This is a genomic window from Nocardia sp. CA-151230 (genome assembly GCF_050942175.1).
Lineage (GTDB): Bacteria > Actinomycetota > Actinomycetes > Mycobacteriales > Mycobacteriaceae > Nocardia.
In genome coordinates this window covers 7704499-7728642 of the sequence record NZ_CP192061.1, presented here as the reverse complement: position 1 = coordinate 7728642, position 24144 = coordinate 7704499, and the positions used below count along the sequence as shown (strand labels likewise).

The window sequence follows — 24144 nt, the reverse complement described above, 5'->3', positions numbered from 1 at the left end:
GCGGTACGGAACCGGATACGACTGTGAACCCACCAGGCGGCGGGCATCTGGGCGATTGGCCCTGGCCTACGGGGACTTTCATGGAACGGCTGTGCGTGCGCAGCCGCCAGGACCTGCTCCAGCTCGGCGTGCAGACCTACTGTCCACCGGGCACCGTGCTCATGCGTCAGGGCGATCCCGGCACCACGGTGTACCTGTTGCGCTCGCGGGATCGCACACTGTCGGCGTGCGTGAAGATCACCGCGGCCGACGGCAAGCTGTTCGCGATCCGGGTCAGCGGCGACGTGATCGGCGAACTGGGTGCGCTGGTACCGGATTCGCCACGGTCCAATACCGCGACGGTGTGCACCGCCACCATCGCGCACCGCATTCCGGGATCGGTATTCATGGCGTTTCTGGAATCCCATCCGGACGGTTCGCTGGTGCTGTGCCGCTCGCTGGCGGATCGGCTGGCCTGGTCCGATCAGCGGCGCCTGGACTTCGGCGGCTGCCTCGTCCACATCCGCCTCGCCCGCCTGCTGGTCGAATTCGTCGAATCCTGCGGGCGGCGTGCGGAAGCGGGGTGGGAGATCACCGTGCGACTGTCCTACGAGGAGCTCGGCAATCTCGTCGGCGCGGGTGTGGACGCGGTGGGACTGGCCATGCGCGAGATGCGGGAGGCCGACCTGGTGCGCCTGAACAACCGGCACGTCCACGTTCGGAACCTCGAAAAACTGCGTCGATTCGCGGAATTGGACAAGTGAGTCCCGAAATCCTTCTGAGAGACCTGATTTTTCAGGCGTTCTTACAACCGCACCGTGTCACCCTCGAGGAGTCTCCCCATCATGGATCTGGGGCAAACCCTCGGGAGGTGTGACCGATGTCGGCACCCGAAATACCGTCCGGATGTACAGCGGTCGACGAGCTCTATCTCGCGCTGACCATCGTCCACAGTTCACTGGCGGCCGCGCTCATCGTCGCCGCCGTGACGGGGCGGTGGCCGGACCGGGACGAGCCGGCCACCGCGTTCGCGATCAGAGTTCGTTAGGTTCCCGCGTCACTGCCGCAGGGCCGCAGCGAGATCCGCGTTGAGGGCGAGGGCCGGGAGGGAGGCGACGAGCATATCGACCAGGGACTCCCGGGTGATGGGTTCCTCGCGGAGCCAGGTCAGGGTGGTTTCCTCGACGAAGGCGATCCAGCCGCGAACGGCCAGGCCCAGGCGGGGGCGGTCGGGATCCTCGGCGGGGATGGGGGCCTCGGCGATGATGCGGTCCACCAGGGCCATGCGGGTGGCGTCGACCAGGGCGACCAGTTCGGGGCTGGCGCTGGCCGGGCCGCGGAGCAGGGCCAGGTAGGACGTGCGGTTCTCGGTGACGTAGTCGATGTAGCGCTCGACCGAGTCGCGGAGCATGTCGAACAGCGCCAGCGTCGGGTCGGGCGAGGTGCGTTCCAGCAGTTCGGCATTGGCGTGCTGGATGATCGCCAGATGGAAGTCCTGCTTGGTGGGGAAATAGTGGAACAGCAGGCCGCGCGAGATGCCGGCCTGCTCGGCGATCTCGCCGATGGAGATGTCGTCCAGGGCGCGTTCACGCAGCATGCGGGCGCCGAGCGTGATCAATTGCTCGCGACGTTCGCCGGGGCTCAGGCGCACGCGTTTGGCCCGGCTGTCCGGTCTGCTGCTCACGGCGCGCTCCTTGGTCATCGGTCCAACGTTACATCTTGCGATGTCTTACTGAACGTGAGTCAATACTGTTGACTCCCGCTCAATAAGACCCTACGCTCGGATACATGAGTCGCAAGGTTACAGACAAAGCTGTCGGCAACCGGCCGGTCCGGCACTCCCGCGTGATCATCGTCGGCAGCGGGTTCTCGGGCCTGGGCCTGGCCATCCGGCTGAGCCAGCAGGGACGCACCGACTACCTCGTGCTGGAGCGCGGCAGCGACGTCGGCGGCACCTGGCGCGACAACACCTACCCGGGTGCGGCCTGCGACGTGCCCTCCCAGCTGTACTCCTACTCGTTCGCGCTCAACCCGGAATGGTCGCGCTCGTTCTCCAAGCAGCCGGAGATCCAGCGCTACATCCAGGGCGTCGCCGACAAGTACGGCGTGCGTGACCGGCACATCTTCGACTGCGAGATGACCGCCGCCCGGTGGAACGCCGAGGACGCCCGCTGGGAGATCCAGACCAGCCAGGGCGCCTTCACCGCCGACATCCTGGTCTCCGCCGTCGGCGCGCTCTGCGAGCCCAACCTGCCGGACATCAAGGGCATCAACGACTTCCAGGGCGAGATCTTCCACTCCGCCCGCTGGAACCACGACTCCGACCTGACCGGCAAGCGCGTCGCCGTCATCGGCACCGGCGCCTCCGCCATCCAGATCGTCCCCAGCATCGCCGGCCAGGTCGCGCACCTGGACGTCTACCAGCGCACCGCGCCCTGGCTGCTGCCCCGCGTGGACCGCGAGTACCTGGCCCCGGAGAAGTTCGCGCTCAAGCACATTCCCGCGCTGCGCAGCCTCTACCGCGCCGGGATCTACGCCGCGCGCGAGACCCAGGTCGTCGGGCTGGCCAAGTTCCCGCCCGCCATGCTCGGCCTCGAGGCCATCGCCCGCGCCAAGCTCTTCGCCGAGGTGCGCGATCCGGAGCTGCGCCGCAAGGTCACCCCGAACTTCCGCATCGGCTGCAAGCGCATGCTGATCTCCAACGAGTACTACCCGGCGCTGAGCCGCGACAATGTCGACGTCGTGACCGACGGGATCAAGGAGATCCGCCCGGGCTCCATCGTCACCAAGGACGGCACCGAGCGCGAGGTCGACGCCATCGTCGTGGCCACCGGCTTCCACGTCACCGACTCTCCGGTCTACGACACCGTCACCGGCCGCGACGGCCGTACGCTCTCCGAGGTTTTCGACGCCATCGGCCAGCAGGGCTACAAGGGCTCGGCCATCAACAACTACCCCAACATGTTCTTCATGCTGGGCCCGAACGTGGGCCTGGGGCACACCTCGATGGTGTTCATGCTGGAGTCGCAGATCAACTACATCTCCGACGCCATCGCGCAGTTCGACAAGCTGGGCCTGCGTACCGTCGAGGTCCGCAAGGACGTGCAGGACGAATACAACGCCGGCCTGCAGCGCAAACTGGAAGGTGCGGTGTGGAGCACCGGCGGCTGCGCCTCCTGGTATCTCGACAAGCACGGCAACAACACCACACTGTGGCCGGACTTCACCTTCCGGTTCCGCAGTCTGCTCGAGCACTTCGATGTCTCGGCCTACGACACGACCACCGAGCCTGTCGCACAGGCCGTCTAGTTCCACCCAACCGAGACAACCGAAAGCGGTAACCGTGAGCAACGATGCTTACTTCGAGGACAAGGTCTGCGTGATCACCGGCGCGGGTTCCGGCATCGGCCGCGCCCTGGCGGAGAACCTGGCGCGGCGCGGCGCGCACCTGGCGCTGTCCGACATCGACGCCGAGGGCCTCGCCGAAACCGTGCGACGCTGCGAGAAGTACGGCGTCAAGGTCAAATCCGACCGGCTCAATGTGGCCGAGCGCGAGGCCGTGCTGCTCTACGCCGATGAGGTGAAGAAGCACTTCGGCAAGGTCAACCAGATCTACAACAATGCCGGCATCGCCCACCACGGCGATGTGCTCGACACCGCCTTCAAGGACATCGAGCGCATCATGGACGTCGACTTCTGGGGCGTCGTCAACGGCACCAAGGCGTTCCTGCCGTTCCTCATCGAATCCGGCGACGGCCACGTGGTGAACGTGTCCAGCCTCTTCGGCCTGATCGCGGTCCCCGGCCAGAGTGCCTACAACTCGGCCAAATTCGCGGTCCGCGGCTTCACCGAGGCGCTGCGCCAGGAAATGCTCATGAGCGGTACCCCGGTCAAGGTGACCTGCGTGCACCCCGGCGGCATCAAGACCGCCGTCGCCCGCAATGCCACCGTCTCCGAGGGCCTCAACCAGAAGAACCTGGCCGCCCTCTTCGACAGCAAGCTGGCCCTGCACACCCCGGAGATGGCCGCGCAGACCATTACCGAGGCCGTCCGCAAGGGCCACGGCCGGGTGCTCATCGGCTGGGAGGCCAAGGCCCTCGACCTGTTCGTGCGCACCACCGCCTCGTACTACCAGCGCATCTCCGCCGTGGTGCAGAAGCGCTTCCTGCCGTAGCCAGAGACGAATAGAGGACGCTCGGTCATGCCCGATGTGAGACTGCCGTTGCCCATCGTCCGCGCCGCGTTGAATCCGCTCTTCCGGATCGTGCTCAACCGTCGGCTGCCGTTCAGTGTCCAACGGGCGCTGATGGATTGGGGCTCGGTGGCGCAGCGCGCGCCGCGGGGCACCCACGTGGAGCACGTCGAACTCGGTGGCCGCCCGGCCGAACGCGTGACGGTCGGGCCGGTCTCCGACAACGCCACCGTGCTGTACCTGCACGGCGGCGGTTACACCGTCTGCTCGCCGGCCACGCACCGGTCGCTGGCGGCCTATCTGGCGCGGGAAACCGGTTGTGCCGTCCAGGTTCTGGACTACCGGCTGGCTCCCGAGCATCCGTTCCCGGCGGCGCTCGACGATGCCGAGGCGGCCTTCCTGGACCTGGTGGCCGCCGGATATCGGCCGGAACGCATTGCGGTGGCCGGTGATTCGGCCGGCGGCGGGCTCTCGCTGGCGCTGGCGCTGCGGCTGCGCGACCGGCACCGGCTGGTTCCGGCCGCACTCGGCCTGATCGCGCCCTGGGCCGACCCGAACGAGGTGCCGGTCCGGAACCGCGATCTGGTCATCAACAAGCCGTGGTCGCGGGCCTGTGCCGCCGCCTATCTGGGTGCGGGCGACAGCACCGACACCGGGTACGCGCCGATGCTCGCCGACCTGTCCGGGCTGCCGCCGACCTATGTCCAGGCCGACGTGGACGAACTGCTGCACGCCCAGTGCACGCGGCTGGTCGCGCAGCTGCGGGCGGTCGGCGTGCCGGCCGAGTTCACCGAGACCCGCGGACTGTGGCACGTGGCCCAGTTGCAGGCGAGTCTCGCGGCCCCCGCCCTGGCCGTGACCGTCGAGCTCGGACAGTTCCTCCGGCACGCCCTTCGACCAGCGCAGAGCCGGTCAATAGGATAGGGAGAAGGCATAACGCGGGGCCGTCCGATAACCGGTTCGGGCGGTCCGCCGGGAGTTACCCGTTAGCGTGGCGTAGATTACCCGCCAGTAAACCCACTGTGGAAGGGCAGCGATGCGAGAGTTCGAAGTCCCGGCTACCTACACCATTCCGGAGAACGCCAACATGTCGGACGGCGCGTTCCGGCATGCGGAGAAGACCCCCAACCTGGTCGTCTTCAACACTCCGGATGGCAAGGGCGGCTGGAACGACGTCACGGCGGCGACGTTCGCGAAGACCGTGACCGACGTGGCCAAGGGGCTGGTTGCCTCCGGCGTCGAGCTCGGTGACCGCGTCGCCATCATGGCCCAGACCAGCTACGAGTGGGTCGTGCTCGACTTCGCCATCTGGGCGGCCGGCGGCTGCACCGTCGCCATCTACGACTCGTCCTCCGCCGAGCAGGCGCGCTGGATCCTCGAGGACTCGGCCACCAAGCTCACCGTTGTCCAGAACGACAAGCACCGCGCCACCATTGCCGAAATCGAAGGCGGACTGGACAGTCTGAGGGAAGTCCTGCAGATCGACAAGGGCGCGATCGCCGACCTCGTCGCCCGTGGCGCCGAACTCGACGACGCCGTCGTGCACGAGCGTCGCGCCCAGGTGAAGGCCGCCTCCCCGGCGACCCTCATCTACACCTCCGGCACCACCGGCCGGCCCAAGGGCGTCATGCTCTCGCACGCCAACCTGTACGCCGAGTCGGCCGCCGACCGCTCCGCCATGAGCGAGTTCCTGCTGCCCGGCCGCAAGTCGCTGCTGTTCCTGCCGCTGGCCCACGTCTTCGCCCGCGCGGTCGCGCTGGCCGCCTTCGACGCCGGTGTCACCGTGGCCCACACCGCCGACTGGTCCACCCTGGTCGAGCAGTTCGGGCAGTACAAGCCGAACTTCATCCTCTCGGTGCCGCGCGTCTTCGAGAAGGTGTTCAACGGCGCGAAGCAGAAGGCGCACGACGGCGGCAAGGGCAAGATCTTCGACTACGCCACCGAGATCGCCATTCAGTACAGCCAGTCGCTGGAGAACGGCGGCCCGAACATCGTGCTCAAGCTGCAGCACATGGTGTTGGACAAGCTGGTCTATTCCAAGCTGCGCGAGGCCATGGGCGGTCAGTGCGAGTCCGCCGTCTCCGGCGGCGGCCCGCTGGGCGCGCGCCTGGGCCACTACTTCCGCGGCGCCGGCGTCACCATCTACGAGGGCTACGGCCTCACCGAGTCCACCGCCGCCGTCAGCGTGAACACCCCCAAGTTCATCAAGGTCGGTTCGGTCGGCCGCCCGCTGCCCGGCCACGGCGCCAAGGTCGCCGAGGACGGCGAGCTGCTCATCCGCGGCCCGGTCGTGTTCGGCGGCTACTGGAACAACCCCGAGGCCAGCGCCGACGCCTTCGACGCCGACGGCTGGTTCAAGACCGGTGACCTCGGCGCCATCGACGAGCAGGGCTTCGTCTCGATCACCGGCCGCAAGAAGGAAATCCTGGTCACCGCCGGCGGCAAGAACGTCTCCCCGGCCATGCTCGAGGATTCGCTGCGCCAGAACGCGCTGATCAGCCAGGTCATGGTGGTCGGCGACGGCCAGCCCTTCATCGGCGCGCTCGTCACCCTCGACCCGGAAGCCCTGCCGGCGTGGAAGGCGCGCAACGGGATTCCCGCCGACACCGCGATCGAGCACGTCATCGAGAACCCGGCCCTGGTCGGCGAGATCAATGACGCGGTCGCGGCCACCAACAAGCTGGTGTCGCACGCCGAGGCGATCAAGAAGGTCCGCATCCTCCCGGTCGACTGGACCCAGGAGGGCGGCGAGCTCACCCCGAAGCTGTCGCTGAAGCGCGCCGTCGTCATGAAGCAGTACGCGGCCGACGTGGACGCGATCTACAACTCCTGATCGGCTCCGGAGACATCCGGAAAGGCAAGGGGCCCGCGGATTTCCGCGGGCCCCTTCGCATTCCCGGGCAACGGCCCGGGTGCATTGGTGAATAACGAATCCTCGTGGTGTGGCGGTCCGGTGTTTACCGGAAGCATTGATGCCATGAGCGACAACGGGATCGGCCATACCGCCTCGTGATCCCGGCTCGCGGGTCCGACGTCTTCCTGCCGGTCCTGGGGGCGCGCTCCGGCATATCCTCGAGACTAGTTGCTTGGAAACTAGTGTTGTGGATACTATTGCTCCATCGAAAGGAGCCCGCAATGTCCACCGCCCTCACGCCGCCCGTCACCGCCGTATCCACTCCACTCGCCGCGCCCGCCCGCCGATGGCTGGGGCTGTCCGCGATCATCAGCGCGACGCTGATGAACATGCTCGACACCAATGTCGTGAACGTCGCGCTGCCGATGATCCGGCGCGATCTGGGCGGCAGCTACGCCACGATGCAGTGGATCGCCGCGGCCTACACGCTGGTGCTGGCGGTCGGGCTGCTGACCGGTGGGCGACTCGGCGACCTGTTCGGGCGCCGGCGGATATTCCTCGGCGGCACAGTCGGATTCGTGCTCGCCTCGGTGGCCTGCTCGCTGGCCGCGTCGCCCGAGGCGCTGATCGGTGGGCGGGTCGCGCAGGCCGCGGCGGCGGCGCTGATGGTGCCGCAGTGCCTGGGCATGATCCGGGATCTGTTCCCGGACACCGCTGATCAGCCCAGGGCGTGGGCGGCGTTCGGCACCACCCTCGGCGTCGCGAGCATTCTCGGGCCGATCGTCGCCGGGCTGCTCATCAAGGTGGACCTGCTCGGCACCGGCTGGCGGTCGATCTTCTGGATCAATGTGCCGCTCGGGCTCTTCGCCCTGATCGGGGGTATCGCGGCGCTGCCCCGGCGCGGCGGGGACCGCACCGGCGGCCTCGATCTGCTCGGTGTCGTCCTGGCCGGTTCGGGTGTCGGGCTGCTGATCTATCCGCTCATGCAGGGTCGTGAGCACGGCTGGCCGGCCTGGAGCCTGATCATGCCGGTGATCGGTGTGGCGGTGCTCGGGATCTTCATTGCGCAGCAGCGGTTCCGGACCGCCGCCGGCCACACCCCGCTGGTGCGGCTGAGCGTGTTCGGCCGCCGGTCCTACAGTGCCGGAGTGCTTTTCGAGACCGTGTTCTTCATCGGCATCATCGGCTTCTCGCTCGGCCTGGGCCTGATGCTGCAGCTCGGCTTCGGCTACAGCCCGATCGGCGCGAGCATCGCCATGGCGGCCTGGGCGCTCGGGTCCTTCTTCGGCTCCGCCATCGGCGCGGAGGCCCCGAAGCTGGGCCGCAAGGTGCTGCACCTGGGCGTCGGCATCATGACCGCCGGACTGGCCGGCCTGTACGCGGTGCTCCACGTGGTCGGCACCGGCCTGAACGCCTGGGAGCTGGCGGGTCCGCTGCTGGTCATCGGATTCGGTATGGGCATGGTGTTCGTCCCGATGTTCAGCATCATCATCGGCGAGATCGAGGACGACGAGGTCGGCTCGGCCTCTGGCCTGCTGGAATCGGTGCAGCAGCTGGCCGGCGCGCTCGGCGTCGCGGTGCTGGGCACCGTGTTCTTCAACCGCTTCACCCACCTCGGCGGTACCCCGCGCGGCAATGCCCTGATCGGCATGGAGCATGTCACGCTCGTCGGCCTCGGGCTCGGCGTCACGGCCTTCTGCCTGGCCTTCCTGCTCCCGCACGCGCCGCGCGAGGCCCACTGATCCACGCCGCCAACATCATTCGACAGGCCCCGCCCGCGCGGGGCCTCTCGTCGTGGCGAGCGCGGTCGCTCACCTCACCGTGCGGGTGTGGGTAGGCGGTCGAGGAAATCGGCGATGAGCCCGGCGATTTCGGAGACATGGGTTTCCAGGGCGAAGTGCCCCGTATCGAACAGGTGGAGTTCGGCATCGGGGAGGTCTGCCAGGTAGGCGTGCGCGCCCGGGGCGGGGAAGAAGGGGTCGTTCGCGCCCCATGTGATGAGGGTGGGGGGAGTGTGGGTGCGGAGCCAGGACTGCCATTCGGGGTAGCGGGCCACGTTCGACTTGTAGTCGAAGGCCAGGGCCACCTGGGCTTCCTTGCGACCGGGGAGATCGAGATAGTGCTGATCCAGGGTCCAGGCATCGGGGTCGAGCAGGGCCGGGTCGGAGACGCCGGTTTCGTATTGGCCACGGGTGCCCTCGAGGGTGAGCAGGCCGCGGATGACCTCCTCGTCCCCCTCGTGGTCGGGGCACAGGGCCACGAAACCCTGTGCTGCCTCGGACAAACCGGCTTCGTAGGCATTGCCGTTCTGGACGATGAGACCGGTGATCCACTCCGGATGCCGGGTGGCCAGGCGCAGGCCGACGGGCGCCCCGAAGTCGAAGATGTACATGGCGAAACTGGTCAGGCCCAGCCGCTGCACGAAACCCTCGGTGATGTCGGCCAGGCGGTCGAAGCTGTAGTCGAAATCCGCGGGGACGACGGTGTTTCCGAAACCGGGATAGTCGGGGGCGATGAGGCGGTAGCGGTCGCCCAGGGCATCGATGAGGCGGCGGAACTGGTGGGACGCGGTGGGAAAACCGTGCAGTAGCAACAGGACCGGGGCGTCCGCGCGGACAGGCGCCGACTCCCGGTAGAAGACCTCGACGCCATCGACCTCGAGGCGGCCGTGCCGGATGGTGGAGAGCGGGTGCAGGACCTGGTGGAGTGCGCTCACGGCTTCACATGCTTTCTGTCGGCGATGTCGCATTAGTTCTACGCCGATCCCGGCTAATGTGTCAACGGCTCGAGGTAGCATTAGTGGCGTGGCTGATCTCGAACCGTTGATCGGTGAACCCCTCGCACTGGACCTGGTGAATACCCGGCCCACCGGTTCCGACCTGCTGGAAACCCCTGAGCAACTGGCGGATTGGCTGCGCCTGGAGGCAGACCGCCTACCCGAGCCGCCGCCGCAGCGCCTCACCGGCGCCGACCTGGCCGCCGTCCACGCGGTGCGCGGCCACACCGCCGCGGCGCTGGACGCGATGCTGCACGGCCGCCGCCCGCCGGCCGCCGCACTGCGGGGCCTCGCCGCGGCGCAATCGGCCGCGCCCGCCATTCGCCGCCTGGACTGGAACGGCGATGCCGTGACCGAAACCGTGGCGCGCCTCGGCGATCCGGGCGCCCGGCTGGCCGCGCACCTGGCCGATGCCGCCGCGACCCTGCTCACCGATCCGGCCATCGATCGCCTGCGGCAGTGCGGTGCGGAGGACTGCGTCATGCTCTTCCTGCCCGCGCATCCGCGCCGCCAGTGGTGCTCGCCCGAGCGGTGCGGCAACCGGGTCCGGGTCGCCCGCTACTACCAGCGCCACCGGGCCACCGACTGATTCACGGAATTCCTCGCCGGTTCACCCGAATCTCCCGGGCGCGGGCCGATGATTTTCGCGTGGCCCCCGCGTCCTACCTTCCGGGTGCCGCCGCACCTGCCCGAAAACCATCGAGGAGGAACCCATGCCCGCGCTGAACCCGTACCTGCTCTTCAATGGCAATGCCGAAGAGGCCATCACCTTCTACCAGTCCGTCTTCGGCGGCGAGGCGACCATCGTCCGCTTCCGCGACATGGGTGAGACCCCGCCCGAGATGCCCGAGGACGTGCTGAACCGGGTCGCCAATGCCCAGCTGCCGCTGAGCGAGACCAATATCCTCATGGTCTCCGACTGCCCGCCCGGCAGCGAGATCGACAACTCCAAGCCGGGTTTCGCCGTGCAGATCGAGGTCGAGTCGGCCGCCGAGGCCGAGCGCCTGTTCAACGAGCTCGCGCCCGGCGGATCCGTGTCCATGCCGCTGGGCGAGGTGGAGTGGGCCGAGGCGTTCGCCATGGTCACCGACAAGTTCTCGGTGCCGTGGATGATCAACTACACCGGCAACGCGCAGATGTGAGTCACTCCGGCTCGCCGGGCCGGTCCTTCGCGAAGCGGGTGTCACGCTTCCGTAATCCTTCGAGCCGTTCCACGAGCCGACCCGCGCAGTAGGGTCGGTTTCGTGGCGGATCGCGGATTACGGACGGCCGGCGGAATTGTTGCCGGCGGCGTCACCCTGGGTGTGGCGGAGCTGGTGTCCGTGCTGGTCAGCCCCGACAGCGCGCCCTTGCAGGCGGTGGGAGCGTGGATCATCGACCACACGCCGGACGGGTTCCGGGAGTGGATCATCGGCTTGGTCGGTACCAATGACAAACTGCTGCTGTTCGTGTGCATGGGTGTGGTCGCGGTGGTGCTGGCCGCGGTCGCCGGGATCGTGGAGCGGGAGCAGCGGCCGCTCGGGTCGATCCTGTTCGCGATCTTCGGGCTGCTGTCCACCATCGCCGCGCTCGGTCGCCCGAATGCGGCCTGGACCTGGGCCTTCCCATCTATTCTCGGCGTGGTCGCCGGAATCCTGGTGTTGCGCAGCCTGATCGGCCGGATCACCCGGTTCGGCGAATTCGCCGCGACCGCCGCGGACGCGGAAACGGCCGAGCCGCAGCGGCTTTCACCCGCCGAGCTGGCAGTGGAGCGGCGGCTGGTGGTGCGCGGGATCGTGATCGCGGGCGTGGCCGCGGCGGTCGGCGGTATCGCGGGACGGATCATCGGGCTGCGGTCGCGGGATGTGTCGGCCGAGCGCGCGGATGTGCAGCTGCCGACGCCCACCGGCGCGGAGCCGTCGATCGAGCCGGGCGCGGATCTGCGGATTCCGGGCCTGACGCCGTATCTCACCTCGAATGCCGACTTCTATCGCATCGACACCGCTCTCACCGTGCCGCAGGTCAGCAAGGACGACTGGTCGCTGCGCATCCACGGCATGGTCGATCGCGAGATCCGTTTGAGCTACGCCGATCTCGCCGCCAAGACCCCCATCGAACGGCTGGTCACGCTGGCCTGCGTGTCCAATCCGGTCGGCGGCGAGCTGATCGGCAATGCCCGCTGGCTCGGCTATCGGCTCGACGAGCTGATCACCGCCGCCGAACCGCATCCCGACGCCGACATGGTGCTCTCGCACAGCATCGACGGCTTCACCGCGGGCAGCCCGCTCGCCGTGCTGATGGACGGCCGCGACGCCATGCTGGCCGTCGGCATGAACGGCGAACCGCTGCCCACCGCGCACGGCTATCCCGCGCGGCTGGTGGTGCCCGGCCTGTACGGCTACGTGTCGGCCACCAAATGGGTGACCGAGCTGGAGATCACCAGATTCGATCGCGCCGAGGCGTTCTGGACCAAGCGCGGCTGGTCGGCCAAGGGGCCGATCAAGACCGAATGCCGCATCGACACCCCCCGCGGCCGCGGCACCATCGCCCCGGGCAAGGTCACCATCGCGGGCGTGGCGTGGGCGCAGCATCGCGGCATTCGCGGCGTGGAAGTCCGTATCGACCAGGGGGATTGGCGGCCCGCCCGGCTGGCGGTGGCCCCGTCCATCGACACCTGGGTGCAGTGGGCCTACGACTGGGACGCCACCGGCAGCACCGGCGTCCACACGGTATGGGCGCGCGCGACCGACGGCACCGGGGAGACCCAGACCGACAGGGAACAGGACGTCGTCCCCGACGGCGCGACCGGATATCCCTCGCTCACCGTGCGAATCGGCTGAGGGCACAGCGAAATCCGGCGAGACTGCCGCCCGGATCGCACGGACAGCGCTGCCCGCCGGGAAAGCCCCGGCGGACAGCGCTTTCGAATGTCAGCGGATCAGTGCACCCCGATATCGGCCTTCGCCATATCGTCGCGCTCATCACCCTCCGCCTTGCCGTGCCCGATGAACAGCGCCGAGGCGGCGACGCCGATCAACAGGATCAGGGCGGGCAGGTAGATGGACTGGCTCAGCGCGGTGCTGAGCTTCTCCAGGATGGGACCTCGGACCTCGGCCGGCAGGCTGCTCAGGCTCTTGCCGCCGCCCTCGCCGATCGGGCCGCTGGGCAGGCCCTGCGCCGAGATGCGAGCCGAGAGCAGTGCGCTGATCGTGGCCGAACCGAGCACCGAACCGATCTGACGGGTGGTGTTGTAGACGCCCGCGCCCGCACCGGCCTGCTGCACCGGCAGGTTGTGGGTGGCGGTGGTGGCCAGCGGCGCCCAGATGCACGCGTTGGCGATACCCGAGATGCCGCCGACGATCATGAACAGCGGGATCGAGCCGTCCGGCTTCATCAGGACGCCGAACGCGAACAGGGTCGCCGCGAAGAGCGCGAAACCGATGGTCGGAATGACGCGCGGCGCGACCTTGTCCGAGATCTTGCCGATGATCGGCGCGAATATGCCGGTCAGAATCGCCATGGGCGCGAACACCAGTGCCGAGCGCGTCGGCGTCATGTCGTGTACCTGCTGTAGATAGAAGTAGGCGGGCACGAACACGCTGGTCACCGCCGCGCCCATGGCCGCGATGGCCAGGTTGGACAGCGCGAAGTTGCGGTCCTTGAACAGGCTCAGCGGCACCAACGGCTCACCGGTATTACGGGCCTGGTTGACGATGAACAGCGCCAGCACCGCCACGCCGGCGATGATCATGGCCCAGATCCAGGCGTCCCAGTGGTGGCTGTTGCCCTCCTGGATGCCGAACACCAGCAGGAACATGCCGACGGCTGAGAGCACCACGCCGACCAGGTCGAACTTGTGCTCGTTGGTGGGCAGCGACGGAACCAGCCAGAAGGCCAGGGCGAAGGCGATGATGCCGATCGGCACGTTCACGTAGAAGATCCACTGCCAGCCCTGCCAGTCCACCAGCACGCCGCCCAGGATCGGGCCGACCAGGGTGGCCAGACCGGCCACGCCGCCCCACAGGCCCATGGCCGCGCCGCGCTTGTCCGGCGGGAAGGTGCGGGTGATGACCGCCATGGTCTGCGGCGTCATGAGCGCCGCGCCCAGGCCCTGTACGGCGCGGGCCGCGATCAGCATGTTGACGCTCGTCGACTCGGCACACCACAGCGAGGCCAGGGTGAACACGGCCAGGCCGCCGAGGTAGATGTTCTTGGGGCCGAAGCGATCTCCGAGCCGGCCGGTGACCAGCAGCGGCACCGCGTAGGCCAGCAGGTAGGCGGAGGTGACCCAGATGACCTGGGAGACATCGGCCTGCAGGTCCTTCATGATCGCCGGATTTGCCACCGCGACGATGGTCATGTCCAGCAGGATCATGAAGAACCCGACGACCAGCGCGTATAGCGCCAGCCACGGATTGCGTTGTGTGGACACGGATTCGGGTTCCTATCTCAGCGTGTGGTTCGTGATGTCGGTGCGTTCGCCGGACTCGTCGAAGGTCTCCCATTCGATGCCGCCGCTCTCGATCTCGGCGATGAATCCACGCAGCCATTCGACTTCGGCGGTGTTCTGTGCGCGTATGTAGTCCACGCGGGCCCAGTACCGCCGCGGAACGTCGGAGGCGGCCGCCAGGTCGTGGAGCGTGTCGAGCTCGGCGAGCCGGGCGTCGATCGAGGCGACGCGTTCGCGGAGAGCATCGATGACCTCGTCGAGGGGCAAGTTGTGCGCTTCGGCCAATCCGGTCACGAAGACCGGGTACTCCCGGGCCGGCTCGCGCAGCAGGTCCCGGATCCGGGCGCGCAGCGCCTCGCGCCCGGCGGTGCGAATGCGGTAGGTGGTTCGTTCCGGCCGGTTGCCGGCCCGATCGGTGCTCTCGGCGGCCAGTAGTTCCTGGTCGGCCAGCCGGGCCACGGCGTGGTAGAGCGAGCCCGGCTTGATCTTCACGAACTCGTCCTCGTGCCTGCTCAAGAGCATTTGATACATCTCGTACGGGTGCATCGGACGTTCCTCCAGCAGCGCGAGGACCAGCATCGCCAAGGGCGTGAGTGCCGGTGTCGACTGCTTCCGGGTCACCTGGACCTCCATTCCCGGTGACGCTATCGCGGGTCACCGACATACTCCGTACCAAATATTCCACGTGGAATATACGATGCGGAACACGTCCGAGACAACCCTTGCCGCTCGCCTACCGCACTCCCGCAACGAAAGAGCCGCCCGCCGGATCGAAAGATCCAGCGGGCGGCTCCGTTTCACCGCGGTCCGGCCGAATTACGCGGTCGGGGAGAACGCCTCGTCGATGATCTCCTGCTGCTCCACCGCGTGCACCTTGGACGAACCCGAGGACGGGGCCGACATGGCGCGGCGCGAGATGCGGCGCAGCTTGCCGAAGCGGGCGGGCAGGATCTCCGGCAGGTTCAGGCCGAAGAACGGCCACGCGCCCTGGTTGGCCGGCTCCTCCTGGACCCACGCCAGATCGGCGGCGTTGGGGTACTGCTCCAGCGCCTCGTTCAGGCGGAACTTCGGAATCGGGTACAGCTGCTCGACGCGCACGATGGCCACGTCGTCGCGGTTGTGCTTGTTCTTCTCGGCCACCAGCTCGTAGTAGATCTTGCCGGAGGTGAGCAGCACACGCTTGACCTTGGCGCGGTCGCCGTCGCCCGACTCGTAGGTGGGCTCCTCGAGCACGGTGCGGAACTTGTTGTCCGTGAAGTCCTCGACCTCGGAGATCACGGCCTTGTTGCGCAGCATGGACTTCGGGGTGAAGACCACCAGCGGGCGGCGGATGCCGTCCAGGGCGTGGCGGCGCAGCAGGTGGAAGTAGTTCGACGGGGTGGACGGGACCGCCACCGTCATCGAACCCTCGGCACACAGCTGCAGGAAGCGCTCGATACGACCCGAGGTGTGGTCCGGGCCCTGGCCCTCGTGACCGTGCGGCAGCAGCAGCACGACCTCGGAGAGCTGACCCCACTTGGCCTCACCGGAGGAGATGAACTCGTCGATGATGGACTGCGCGCCGTTGACGAAGTCACCGAACTGCGCCTCCCACAGGACGAGCGCGTCCGGGTTGCCCAGCGAGTAGCCGTACTCGAAACCGACCGCCGCGTACTCGGACAGCGCCGAGTCGTGCACCGCGAACCAGCCCGGGTTCTTCGACCCGATGTTGTGCAGCGGGGTGTACTCGTCACCGTTCTTGCGGTCGATGATCACCGAGTGCCGCTGCGAGAAGGTGCCACGGCGGGAGTCCTGACCGGTCAGGCGGACGGCCTTGCCCTCGTCGATGAGCGTGCCGAAGGCCAGCAGCTCGGCCATGGCCCAGTCGACCTTGCCCTCGTAGGCCATCTCGCGACGCTTCTCCAGCACCGGCTTGACGCGCGGGTGCACGCTGAAGCCCTCGGGCACGTTCACGAACGCGTCGCCGATGCGCTGCAGCACCGTCTTGTCCACGGAGGTCACCAGGTTCGGCGGCAGCTGCTGCTCGTCCTCGACCGACTCCGACGGCTCCGGCGGGAACTTCTCGAGCTCGCGCACCTCGTTGAAGATCCGCTCCAGCTGACCCTGGTAGTCACGCAGGGCGTCTTCGGCTTCCTTCATGGAGATGTCGCCGCGGCCGATCAGGCTCTCGGTGTACGCCTTGCGGACCGAACGCTTGGTGTCGATCACGTCGTACATGCCCGGCTGGGTCATCGACGGGTCGTCGCCCTCGTTGTGGCCGCGACGGCGGTAGCAGATCATGTCGATGACCACGTCGCGGTTGAACTTCTGCCGGTAGTCGACGGCCAGCTTGGCCACCCACACACAGGCTTCCGGGTCGTCGCCGTTCACGTGGAAGATCGGGGCGCCGATGAACTTCGCGATGTCGGTGGAGTATTCGGTGGAACGCGAGTACTCGGGCGCGGTGGTGAAGCCGATCTGGTTGTTCACCACGATGTGCACGGTGCCACCGGTGCGGTAGCCGCGCAGACCCGACAGGTTCAGCGTCTCGGCCACGACACCCTGGCCGGCGAAGGCCGCGTCACCGTGCAGCATGAGCGGCACGACCGAGAACGACCGCGCCTCTTCACCCTTGGTGACGATGTCTTCCTTGGTGAGCAGGTCCTGCTTGGCGCGGACCAGACCCTCCAGCACCGGGTCGACGGCCTCGAGGTGCGAGGGGTTGGCGGTCAGCGAGACCTCGATCTCGTTGTCGCCGAACATCTGCAGGTAGGTGCCGCGCGCGCCGAGGTGGTACTTCACGTCGCCGGAGCCGTGGGTGGCGGCCGGGTTCATGTTGCCCTCGAACTCGGTGAAGATCTTCGAGTAGGGCTTGCCGACGATATTGGCCAGCACGTTCAGGCGGCCGCGGTGCGGCATACCGATGATGACCTCGTCGAGGGCGTACTCGGCGCACTGGTCGATGACGGCGTCCATCATCGGGATGACCGACTCGGCGCCTTCCAGCGAGAAGCGCTTCTGGCCCACGTACTTGGTCTGCAGGAAGGTCTCGAACGCCTCGGCCGCATTGAGCCGGGACATGATGTACTTCTGCTCGGCCACAGTGGGTTTCGCGTGCTTCTGCTCCACGCGTTCCTGAATCCACCTGAGCTGCTCGGGGTCCAGGATGTGGGTGTACTCCACACCCACGTGGCGGGCGTAGGCGTCGCGCAGGATGGACAGCACGTCGCGCAGCTTCATGCGCTCCTGGCCGTGGAAGCCCGCGACGTTGAACTCGCGGTCCAGGTCCCACAGGGTCAGGCCGTGCTGGGTGACATCCAGGTCGGGGTGCGAGCGGAACTTGTCCTTCACCAGCCGCAGCGGGTCGGTGTCGGCCATCAGGTGGCCGCGGCTGCGGTAGGCGTTGATCATCTCCTGGACGCGGGTCGACTTGTCGATGCCGCGTTCCTGAATGTCCTTGCGCCAGCGCACCGGCTCGTAGGGGACACCCATGCCGTGGAAGATCTCGTCGTAGAACTCGTCGGAGATCAGCAGGTTGTGCACGGTCCGCAGGAAGTCGCCGGACTCCGCGCCCTGGATGATGCGATGGTCGTAGGTCGAGGTCAGGGTCATCAGCTTGCCGATGCCCATCTCGGCCAGCTGCTGATCGCTCATGCCCTGGAACTCGGCGGGGTACTCCATGGCGCCCGCGCCGATGATCGCGCCCTGGCCCAGCATGAGGCGCGGCACCGAGTGGTTGGTGCCGATGGTGCCAGGGTTGGTGAGCGAGATGGTGACACCGGCGAAGTCGTCGTTGGTCAGCTTGCCGTCACGGGCGCGGCGCACGACGTCCTCGTACGCGCTGTGGAACTGCGTGAAGGTCATGCCCTCGGCGTTCTTGATGGCCGCGACCGCCAGCGCACGGCTGCCGTCCTTGCCCGGAAGGTCGATGGCCAGACCGAGATTGGTGTGCGCGGGGGTGACCGCGTTCGGCTTCCCGTCGACCTCGGCGAAGTGCCGGTTCATGTTCGGGAAGGCCTTGATGCCCTGCACGATGGCGTAACCCAGCAGGTGGGTGAAGGAGATCTTGCCACCGCGGGTACGGGCCAGGTGGTTGTTGATGACCAGACGGTTGTCGATCATCAGCTTGGCCGGGATGGCACGCACCGAGGTCGCGGTGGGGATGACCAGCGACGCCGACATGTTCTTGACGACCGCCGCGGCGGGCCCGCGCAGCACCTTGGTCTCGTCCTCGGCGGTCGGCTTGGGGCCGCCCGAGGTCGGGGCCGCGTTGGAGCTGGGGGCGGGAGTGGTCTGGGGGGTGCGCACCTGGGCGGGGGCCGGAGCCGGGGCGGGGGCGGCCGGGGCGGGGGTGGCGACAGGGGTGGAATTCACGGCGGGGGCCGCGGCGGCGGGTGCCGGAGCGACGGCGGCGACCGCCTGGCTGTTGGTACCAATCTCGGCAGCGTTCTCCGGCGTGTAATCCGCCAGGAACTCGTGCCAGCTCTCATCGACGGACGAGGGGTCTTGCTTGTACTTCTGGTACATCTCGTCGACAAGCCACTGGTTCTGTCCGAACTGGTCTGTTGAGCTGCTCACAGCAGGTGTTCGCCTCATTTCGTTCTTCGCGCTGCGACGTTTGTGACGTGCCCGGCACGGGTAATCGGCGGATGCGCGCCGATGCGCCCCCACTGAGGATATGCCCACCCCTGTTCGCCGTCGGGCATGGCTACCACCGAGCGGACACATTCTCTGATGACGACTCGTCCGCGCCCGAGAATATTCCTTCGGTCGCCTGCGCCGCAGCCCACAAGCGGGAGTACTGGCCGGTTGCCGCGAGGAGTTCGTCATGGGTGCCGATTTCGCTGATCCGGCCGTGCTGCACGACGGCGATCCGATCGGCCTGGGCGGCGGTCGCCAGCCGGTGCGCGACGATGACCGAGGTGCGGCCGCGCGTCACCGATTCGTTCGCGACCAGCACCGATGCCTCGGCGGCCGGATCCAGTACGGCCGTGGCCTCGTCGAGCAGCAGCAGATCGGGGCGGACCAGTTCGGCGCGGGCCAGGGCGATGAGCTGCCGCTGCCCGGCCGAGAGCCCGCGCCCGCGTTCACCGACCGGCTGCCGCATGCCCTGGGGCAGGGCGGTGATGGTGTCCAACGCCCCGACCGCGGCCGCGGCCGCCTCGATTTCCCCTGGACTCGCAAATGGTTTGCCAAATGCAATGTTGCTGGCGATGTCGCCGGTGAACAGGTGAGCTTCCTGAGGGACCACGCCGAGCCGTGAGCGGAACTCGGCGAGCCGATAGTCGCGAATATCCACGCCGTCCACGCGAATTGCGCCGGTGCCGTCCGGATCATGGCCACTGTCATGCATATCCGCTATGGAGAACGGCGTAACACTGCCGGAAAGTTCGTGATTCCCGTCACCCGTTGACCGGGCTGTGTGGTCACCCGGCGTCCGGGGCATGTCATAGAGCCGGGCGAGCAGCTTCACGATGGTCGACTTGCCCGCGCCGGTCTCGCCGACCAGCGCCAGGCTGCCGCCCGCCGGAATGGTCAGGCTGACGCCCTCGAGCGCGGGCCGCACCGCGCCCGGGTACTGGAAGCGGACATTGTCGAAGACGACCTCCCCGCGCAGCCGCCCGTCGATGGGCGCGGCGTCCGCGGGATCCGGCGCGATGGAGGACCGGGTCCGCAGCAGTTCCCCGATGCGCCGCAACCCGACTCGCGCCTGCTGATACCCGTCGAACAGCTGCGAGAGCTGCATGATCGGCCCGAACAGCAGCTGCAGGTAGAGCACGAAGGCCACCAGCGTGCCCGGCGTGGTGGACCCGTGCGCGACTGCCCACGCGCCGGTGAAGACCACCGACGCCAGCGCCAGATCCGCCCACATGCCGACGAAGGCGAAGAAGGTGGCGATGGCCCGCTGCGCCCGCATCCGGCTGACCCGGAAATTGTCGGAGTACCCGGCGAACCGGCGCGCGGAGATGGCCTCGTGCCGATTGGCCTGCACCACCCGCAGACCCGCGACATTCTCGGCGAAGTCCGCGTTCACGGTGGCCGAATGTTCGCGCGCGGCACTGTAGGCGGAATCGGAGACCTTGCGGAACCACCAGGTGGCCAGGAGCAGCGGCGGCAGCGTCACGAACACGACCAGCGCCAGCTGGAAGTCGATCACCAGCAGTGCCACCGCGATGCCGGCCACCGTCAGCAGCGCGACGAGCGCGTCCGGCAGTCCGGTCTGCATGAAGGTGGACAGGGCGTCGATATCGGTCGTCATCCGGGTCATGATGCGGCCGGACAGTTCTCGCTCGTAGAAGTCGAGCCCGAGCCGCTGCAGGTGGGCATAGCTGCGGACCCGCAGCCCGAAGAGCACGCGCTCCCCGGCCCGGTTGCTCCACAGCAGTGAGGTCGAGGCGACGAGCCAGCCGAGCCCCACCAGCACGGCCCCGATCGCGGTGGCCTGCACCAGCGCCCGGCCGTCGTGCTTGCCGACGCCCGAGTCGATCGCGTACCGCACCACGGACGGGAAGCCCACGCCCACGACCGCGTTCAGCGCGAGCAGCACCATGGTGCCGGCGACCAGCCACTTCACCAGCCGCAGCGCATGACTGAGCCGGAAGCCCGGGTCGGGCTCGCGCAGCTCGGCCGCGTCCAGCCCCGGCCGCTCGGTGGCCGGCGGCAGCTTCCCCAGCACCCGCCGCACTTCCGCCGGTGTGTCCCGATCGACCGAGTGCCGGCTTCCGGCAGCCGTTTCCGCGGTCATGTCCCGGGCGTCCGCGGTCACCACTGTCCGCTCGTCGCCGGATTCCGGTGCGGGCAGGCGGATCACGCGGTCGGCGTGGGCGAGGGTGGATTCGCGGTGGGCCAGGATGAGGGTGGTGCGTCCGGAATCGGTGGGGAGGGAGGCGAAGATGGCGGCCTCGGTGACGGCGTCCACGGCGGAGGTGGCGTCGTCGAGGACGAGGATGCGCGGGTCGGCGAGCAGGGCGCGGGCCAGCGCGATGCGCTGGCGCTGACCACCGGAGAGGGTCAGGCCGCGTTCGCCGACCACGGTCTCGTAGCCGTCGGGCAGGGCGTTGATGAAGTCGTCGGCCGCGGCCTGTTTGGCGGCGGCCTGGATCTCCGCCTCGGTGGATTCGGGCCGGCCGAGGGCGATATTGGCGGCGATGGTGTCCGAGAGCAGGAAGGCCTCGTCGAAGACCACGCCGACCGCCGAGCGCAGGTCGGCGGCGCGCAGGTCGGCGATGTCGGCGCGGGAATCCTTGCCGTACAGGGTGATCCGGCCGGAGCCGGGGGAGTAGAAGCGGGGCAGCAGCAGGCTCAGGGTGGATTTGCCCGAGCCCGCCGGGCCGATCACGGCCACCGTCTCGCCGGGCGCGATGTTCAGTGTGAAGTCGCGCAGCACGGGCCGGCCGGGCTCGAAACCGAAGGTGAGATCATCGATTTCGATGCCGAGCGGTCCCTCGGGCACCTCCACCGGGTGCTCCGGATCGATGCGTTCGGGCGCGCTGTCGATGACCTGGTTCACGCGTTCGGCCGCCGCGCGCGTCAGCTGCGCCATGACCACCACGTACGACACGATCCGGGTGGAGTTGGTCATCGTCGACACGTAGGCGACGAAGGCCAGGAAGGTGCCGAGCCCGATGCTGCCGTGGAAGGCGAGCAGCCCGCCGGCGGCGATCACCGCGACCAGACCGGCCTGCGGAATCGATCCCAGGGTGGGGCTGAAGCGGGCGTCGATATGGGCGGCGCGCATGCGCTCGGCGTACAGCGTGCGACCGTGCTGCTCGAGCACGTCGACCATGCGGGCCTCCTGCCCGAAGCCCTTCACCACGCGCACGCCGGTGACGGTCTCCTCGACGTGCTGGGCCAGGTCGGCGGCGCGCTGTTGCGCGGACCAGGTCGCCGCGTACAGCCGCGGCCGCACCCGGTAGACCACCAGCGCCAGCACCGGCACCACCAGCAGCGCGGCCAGGGCCAGTGGCGGTGAGAGCCACAGCATGACGCCCGCGGCGAGTACGAATTGCAGTGCCGCCACCGCGGACCAGGGGCCCATGGCCAGCAGGCCCTGCACCAGGGTCAGGTCGCTGATCGAGCGCGAGATGACCTGCCCGGTGCGCAGCCCGTCCTGTCCGGGCCCGTCCAGCCGTTGCAGCGCGGACAGCAGATCCACGCGCAGTTCGTGCTGGACGTCGAGGGCGAGCCGCCCGGCGAGCATGCGCCGCCCGTAGGAGGCGAGGAAGCGGCCGACCGCGAGCACGCCCAGCGCCACGGCCATGGCCGCGATGATGCCGGTGCTCCCGGCGGTCGCGCCGTCGAGGGCGCGCTTGGCCAGCAGCGGTCCGGTCACCTCCACGATCGCGCCGAGCACGATGGCCAGCCCCAGCCCGGACAGCATCCACGGGTGCCCGGCGCACCGCTCCCACAACCTGTGCAGCCAGCCGCGCACGGTATCCACATCCTTCGAAGTCATCCCGGAGAACAACCGTCTCCCCACCCCCACTTTGTTCCCGTCGTCGTGCCGACCCGTCCAGTGTGCCGGGACGGCGGCTTGTGCGGTGCGGCACGCCGTGGTCGGCTGGATCGTCACGGTCCTTCGAAACGGAGTCGCCCCCATGCCGATTCAGCGTCTCAATCACGCCGTCCTGTTCGTCTCCGACTTGGAGCGCTCGGTCGCCTTCTACAGCGAGGTGCTGGGCTTTCGCCGCCTGCCCGGCGGATTCCCGGGCGGGGCATTCCTGCAGGCGGCGGGGTCGGCCAACGACCACGACCTGGGCCTGTTCCAGTCGCCCGACCCGTCGGTCCCGCACCGCACCGGCCGGGTCGGCCTCTATCACCTGGCCTGGGAGGTGGACACGCTGAGCGAACTGCAGCGGGTGCGCGACGCCCTGGTCGCGGCGGGCGCGCTCACCGGGGCCTCCGACCACGCCTCCACCAAGGCCCTCTACGCCGCCGACCCCGACGGCATCGAATTCGAGGTCTGCTGGCTGGTTCCCGACTCCGCGGTGGAAGCGGAGCTGGCCGCCATGACCGCGCCGAGCCTCCCGCTGGACCTGCCGGGTCTCATCGCGAAGTACGGCGCGGACACTCCCGGCGGTCCGCGCACCGATCACGAGGTGTGGCAGCGGTTGTTCTCCGGCCGCGCCTGATCAGAGGTCGCGGCGGGTGAGCATCCACCAGGCGGCCGCACCCGCCGCGGCGCTCCACAGCACCAGCAGCGCCATGGCGGCCGGGGTCGGCGCGATGAGCGCGCTCTTGGCGTAGCGGCCGCCGCTGATCGCCCCGACCGTCGAGGACACCGGCAGGACGGCTGCCAGCCCGCCGAATCCGATGGCGCGCGCGGTGATCCAGATCAGCGGCTCCAGCACGGCCCAGCCCAGTACAGCGGCCAGCGCCCGGGTGGGCGAGCGCAGCACGACACCCATCGCGGTGCCGATCACCGCCCAGCACACCGCCGCCAGCGCCACCCCGATCAGCACGCCGAAGAAGCCGCCGTCCAGGGGCACCCGGGAGCCGCCGGCCAGCCGCATGGCGGTCCCGCCCAGCACCTCCATCAGCAGCACGGTGCCGAGCGAGAACGCCCCCGCCACCGCGAGTTTCGCGCCGAGCAGCAGCGTGCGGTCGGGGGTGTACAGCGAACTCATCGCCAGCGATCCGGACTGGAAATCGGTGCCCGCACCCAGCGCCCCGAAGGTGGCCGCCGCGGCGACCGTGAGCACCAGCACCCAGGTGGTCAGCAGCGCCGCCCAGCCCGATCCGGAGCTGAAGCCCTGCGCATGCGAGTCGCCGGGCTGGAATCCGGTGCCCAGCGCCACGAACGCGATCACGCCCGCCACGATGACCCCGCCGCCGATCAGCCAGTTCGACCGCACCGAAGTCACCTTCCGCACTTCGGAATTCGCGGCCCGGGTCACCATCGGCGGCACAGTGAGGATCATCGAATGTCCTTTCGT

The 24144-nt window shown here is 68.4% G+C and carries 18 protein-coding genes; 11 read left to right on the top strand and 7 right to left on the bottom strand.

All coding sequences use genetic code 11. The annotated features are described in order from the left end of the window. Positions 1-80 precede the first annotated feature (80 nt). Positions 81-743 (top strand): Crp/Fnr family transcriptional regulator, encoded by a 663-nt coding sequence (locus tag ACQP1O_RS36260; RefSeq protein WP_433562844.1) that lies wholly within the window; start codon positions 81-83, stop codon positions 741-743. A gap of 116 nt (positions 744-859) precedes the next feature. Then, positions 860-1027, top strand: coding sequence for a hypothetical protein (locus tag ACQP1O_RS36255; protein ID WP_433562843.1), 168 nt, complete (start codon positions 860-862; stop codon positions 1025-1027). A gap of 9 nt (positions 1028-1036) precedes the next feature. Here ACQP1O_RS36255 and ACQP1O_RS36250 read toward each other — a convergent pair whose 3' ends face one another. Continuing rightward, positions 1037-1663, bottom strand: coding sequence for a TetR/AcrR family transcriptional regulator (locus ACQP1O_RS36250; protein ID WP_433562842.1), 627 nt, complete (start codon positions 1661-1663; stop codon positions 1037-1039). Between the two features lie 104 nt (positions 1664-1767). Between ACQP1O_RS36250 and ACQP1O_RS36245 the strand changes: the two genes are divergently transcribed. The 5 genes from ACQP1O_RS36245 (at position 1768) to ACQP1O_RS36225 (ending at position 8767) form a co-directional block, all read left to right on the top strand. Further along, positions 1768-3288: a flavin-containing monooxygenase gene (locus tag ACQP1O_RS36245; RefSeq protein ID WP_433562841.1), complete on the top strand. Its 1521-nt coding sequence runs from the start codon at positions 1768-1770 to the stop codon at positions 3286-3288. Positions 3289-3322: 34 nt separating this feature from the next. Continuing rightward, the gene (locus ACQP1O_RS36240) at positions 3323-4153 is read left to right on the top strand and encodes an SDR family NAD(P)-dependent oxidoreductase (protein WP_433562840.1); all 831 of its coding nucleotides are present in this window, start codon (positions 3323-3325) and stop codon (positions 4151-4153) included. Positions 4154-4180: 27 nt separating this feature from the next. After that, positions 4181-5095, top strand: coding sequence for an alpha/beta hydrolase (locus ACQP1O_RS36235; RefSeq protein WP_433562839.1), 915 nt, complete (start codon positions 4181-4183; stop codon positions 5093-5095). Between the two features lie 112 nt (positions 5096-5207). Then, the gene (locus ACQP1O_RS36230) at positions 5208-7004 is read left to right on the top strand and encodes an AMP-dependent synthetase/ligase (RefSeq protein ID WP_433562838.1); all 1797 of its coding nucleotides are present in this window, start codon (positions 5208-5210) and stop codon (positions 7002-7004) included. Positions 7005-7306: 302 nt separating this feature from the next. After that, positions 7307-8767 carry an MFS transporter gene (locus ACQP1O_RS36225; RefSeq protein ID WP_433562837.1) on the top strand — a complete coding sequence of 487 codons (1461 nt, stop codon included), beginning with the start codon at positions 7307-7309 and terminating at the stop codon, positions 8765-8767. Positions 8768-8841: 74 nt separating this feature from the next. Here ACQP1O_RS36225 and ACQP1O_RS36220 read toward each other — a convergent pair whose 3' ends face one another. Next, positions 8842-9741, bottom strand: coding sequence for an alpha/beta fold hydrolase (locus ACQP1O_RS36220; RefSeq protein WP_433562836.1), 900 nt, complete (start codon positions 9739-9741; stop codon positions 8842-8844). 88 nt (positions 9742-9829) lie between these two features. Between ACQP1O_RS36220 and ACQP1O_RS36215 the strand changes: the two genes are divergently transcribed. The 3 genes from ACQP1O_RS36215 to ACQP1O_RS36205 all read left to right on the top strand — a co-directional run bounded on the left by ACQP1O_RS36215 (position 9830) and on the right by ACQP1O_RS36205 (position 12620). Further along, positions 9830-10390, top strand: a complete 561-nt coding sequence (locus ACQP1O_RS36215; protein WP_433562835.1) for a CGNR zinc finger domain-containing protein — start codon at positions 9830-9832, stop codon at positions 10388-10390. Between the two features lie 124 nt (positions 10391-10514). Then, positions 10515-10943 (top strand): VOC family protein, encoded by a 429-nt coding sequence (locus tag ACQP1O_RS36210; protein ID WP_433562834.1) that lies wholly within the window; start codon positions 10515-10517, stop codon positions 10941-10943. Positions 10944-11045: 102 nt separating this feature from the next. Next, the gene (locus ACQP1O_RS36205) at positions 11046-12620 is read left to right on the top strand and encodes a molybdopterin-dependent oxidoreductase (RefSeq protein ID WP_433562833.1); all 1575 of its coding nucleotides are present in this window, start codon (positions 11046-11048) and stop codon (positions 12618-12620) included. 98 nt (positions 12621-12718) lie between these two features. On the opposite strand, the gene ACQP1O_RS36200 is transcribed toward ACQP1O_RS36205, so the two are convergent. The 4 genes from ACQP1O_RS36200 to ACQP1O_RS36185 all read right to left on the bottom strand — a co-directional run bounded on the left by ACQP1O_RS36200 (position 12719) and on the right by ACQP1O_RS36185 (position 22664). Continuing rightward, complete coding sequence (locus tag ACQP1O_RS36200) at positions 12719-14212, bottom strand: DHA2 family efflux MFS transporter permease subunit (protein ID WP_433562832.1); 1494 nt, start codon at positions 14210-14212, stop codon at positions 12719-12721. 12 nt (positions 14213-14224) lie between these two features. After that, positions 14225-14851, bottom strand: a complete 627-nt coding sequence (locus ACQP1O_RS36195; RefSeq protein WP_433562831.1) for a PadR family transcriptional regulator — start codon at positions 14849-14851, stop codon at positions 14225-14227. Between the two features lie 195 nt (positions 14852-15046). Beyond that, positions 15047-18805, bottom strand: coding sequence for a multifunctional oxoglutarate decarboxylase/oxoglutarate dehydrogenase thiamine pyrophosphate-binding subunit/dihydrolipoyllysine-residue succinyltransferase subunit (locus tag ACQP1O_RS36190; RefSeq protein ID WP_433562830.1), 3759 nt, complete (start codon positions 18803-18805; stop codon positions 15047-15049). 112 nt (positions 18806-18917) lie between these two features. Next, complete coding sequence (locus ACQP1O_RS36185; RefSeq protein WP_433562829.1) at positions 18918-22664, bottom strand: ABC transporter ATP-binding protein; 3747 nt, start codon at positions 22662-22664, stop codon at positions 18918-18920. 142 nt (positions 22665-22806) lie between these two features. Here ACQP1O_RS36185 and ACQP1O_RS36180 point away from each other — a divergent pair, with 142 nt between their 5' ends. Then, complete coding sequence (locus ACQP1O_RS36180) at positions 22807-23340, top strand: VOC family protein (protein ID WP_433562828.1); 534 nt, start codon at positions 22807-22809, stop codon at positions 23338-23340. On the opposite strand, the gene ACQP1O_RS36175 is transcribed toward ACQP1O_RS36180, so the two are convergent. Beyond that, positions 23341-24129 carry a hypothetical protein gene (locus tag ACQP1O_RS36175; protein ID WP_433562827.1) on the bottom strand — a complete coding sequence of 263 codons (789 nt, stop codon included), beginning with the start codon at positions 24127-24129 and terminating at the stop codon, positions 23341-23343. Between the last annotated feature and the right edge of the window lie 15 nt (positions 24130-24144).

Excerpts from the sequence above, each read along its gene's own strand:
- ACQP1O_RS36210 (WP_433562834.1), top strand. The coding sequence starts at position 10,515 with ATGCCCGCGCTGAACCCGTACCTGCTCTTCAATGGCAATGCCGAAGAG.
- ACQP1O_RS36225 (WP_433562837.1), top strand. The coding sequence starts at position 7,307 with ATGTCCACCGCCCTCACGCCGCCCGTCACCGCCGTATCCACTCCACTC.
- ACQP1O_RS36190 (WP_433562830.1), bottom strand. The coding sequence starts at position 18,805 with ATGAGGCGAACACCTGCTGTGAGCAGCTCAACAGACCAGTTCGGACAG.
- ACQP1O_RS36245 (WP_433562841.1), top strand. The coding sequence starts at position 1,768 with ATGAGTCGCAAGGTTACAGACAAAGCTGTCGGCAACCGGCCGGTCCGG.
- ACQP1O_RS36180 (WP_433562828.1), top strand. The coding sequence starts at position 22,807 with ATGCCGATTCAGCGTCTCAATCACGCCGTCCTGTTCGTCTCCGACTTG.
- ACQP1O_RS36230 (WP_433562838.1), top strand. The coding sequence starts at position 5,208 with ATGCGAGAGTTCGAAGTCCCGGCTACCTACACCATTCCGGAGAACGCC.
- ACQP1O_RS36235 (WP_433562839.1), top strand. The coding sequence starts at position 4,181 with ATGCCCGATGTGAGACTGCCGTTGCCCATCGTCCGCGCCGCGTTGAAT.
- ACQP1O_RS36260 (WP_433562844.1), top strand. The coding sequence starts at position 81 with ATGGAACGGCTGTGCGTGCGCAGCCGCCAGGACCTGCTCCAGCTCGGC.
- ACQP1O_RS36175 (WP_433562827.1), bottom strand. The coding sequence starts at position 24,129 with ATGATCCTCACTGTGCCGCCGATGGTGACCCGGGCCGCGAATTCCGAA.
- ACQP1O_RS36185 (WP_433562829.1), bottom strand. The coding sequence starts at position 22,664 with ATGACTTCGAAGGATGTGGATACCGTGCGCGGCTGGCTGCACAGGTTG.
- ACQP1O_RS36255 (WP_433562843.1), top strand. The coding sequence starts at position 860 with ATGTCGGCACCCGAAATACCGTCCGGATGTACAGCGGTCGACGAGCTC.